Source organism: Vibrio sp. 704, from assembly GCF_033339295.1.
The window spans coordinates 1-601 of the sequence record NZ_JAWOUH010000692.1; the positions used below are offsets into that span (position 1 = coordinate 1).

Below are 601 nucleotides of genomic sequence, written 5' to 3' on the forward strand. Positions count from 1 at the left end.
GACATCAACGCCGTCATTTCAAGGACATATAGAACTGACTAAGCTTGAAGTGGAAATAGGGGAGCGATTTAGCCATCAAAGATACCATGCTAAAGCATTGCCAAAACAAATCTAACCAGTATGATCGCCGAGTCTCTATTCATCAGGTAAGACTCGTGCGAGCATCAAGTAAGAAAAAAGTTCTAGTGTTTGATTCCGGTGTCGGCGGACTGTCAGTTTTCCAAGAAATTCACCAACTCCTTCCACACTTAGACTACTTCTATCTGTTCGATAACGAAGCTTATCCTTACGGCGAACTCGATCAGAATGTGCTTATCTCGCGCGTCAATCAGCTGGTTTCCGCATTTGTGGCAGAGCATCACATCGATATCGTCGTCATTGCGTGCAATACTGCCAGTACAATCGTGCTGCCGTCATTGCGTGACAACTTATCAGTTCCAGTTGTTGGCGTCGTGCCTGCCATCAAACCGGCCCCCCTACTAGCGACTCAGGGAGTAGGGTTAATCGCAACGCCTGCGACCGTCACTCGTCAATACACTCATGAACTGATCCGCGATTTTGCACAAGGTAAGCCAGTTGAATTGCTAGGTTCGACGCGTTT

General features: G+C 47.3%; 1 protein-coding gene and 1 pseudogene. Both read left to right on the forward strand.

Annotated features, from left to right (window positions below):
• Positions 1-115 (forward strand): annotated as a pseudogene (locus R7R24_RS28545) (ATPase); the annotation flags it as partial.
• A gap of 40 nt (positions 116-155) precedes the next feature.
• Positions 156-601, forward strand: a 446-nt coding sequence (murI, locus tag R7R24_RS28550) for a glutamate racemase (protein WP_318120435.1), incomplete at its 3' end; no start/stop codon positions are given.